The following is a 255-nucleotide window of genomic DNA, read 5'->3' as shown; positions in this document are numbered from 1 at the left end:
ATAACGCCGTGGTGTCAGACCCGCAAAAGCGGCGAACTGTCTGGCATGGGCGAAGCGGTCCTTCAGACCGATATAAGCCAGCAATACCGCAGATGTTTTCTCTCCGATACCCGGGATGCTTTCCAGCAGTTTCCTGCGGTGTTTCATATCCGGATCATCGTCTGTCAGGTCTTTTATCTGCTTCTCAAGACGCTTCAGCTCTGCTTCAAGCCACAGAAGGTGAGCATCAATGCTCGGTCTCTGGACTTCCCGCGC

General features: G+C 53.7%; 1 protein-coding gene. It reads right to left on the bottom strand.

Features of this window, described 5'->3' with window-relative positions; translation table 11 throughout:
• Positions 1 to 255 (bottom strand): transposase (locus E0D98_RS26635; protein ID WP_131891664.1); only part of this gene is annotated, 255 nt, incomplete at both ends.

This window comes from Escherichia sp. KCJ4928 (assembly GCF_004352695.1).
In the GTDB taxonomy this organism is placed as follows: domain Bacteria; phylum Pseudomonadota; class Gammaproteobacteria; order Enterobacterales; family Enterobacteriaceae; genus ECMA0423.
Note: the sequence above shows the minus strand (reverse complement) of the source record. Positions and strands in the feature narration are given on the sequence as shown.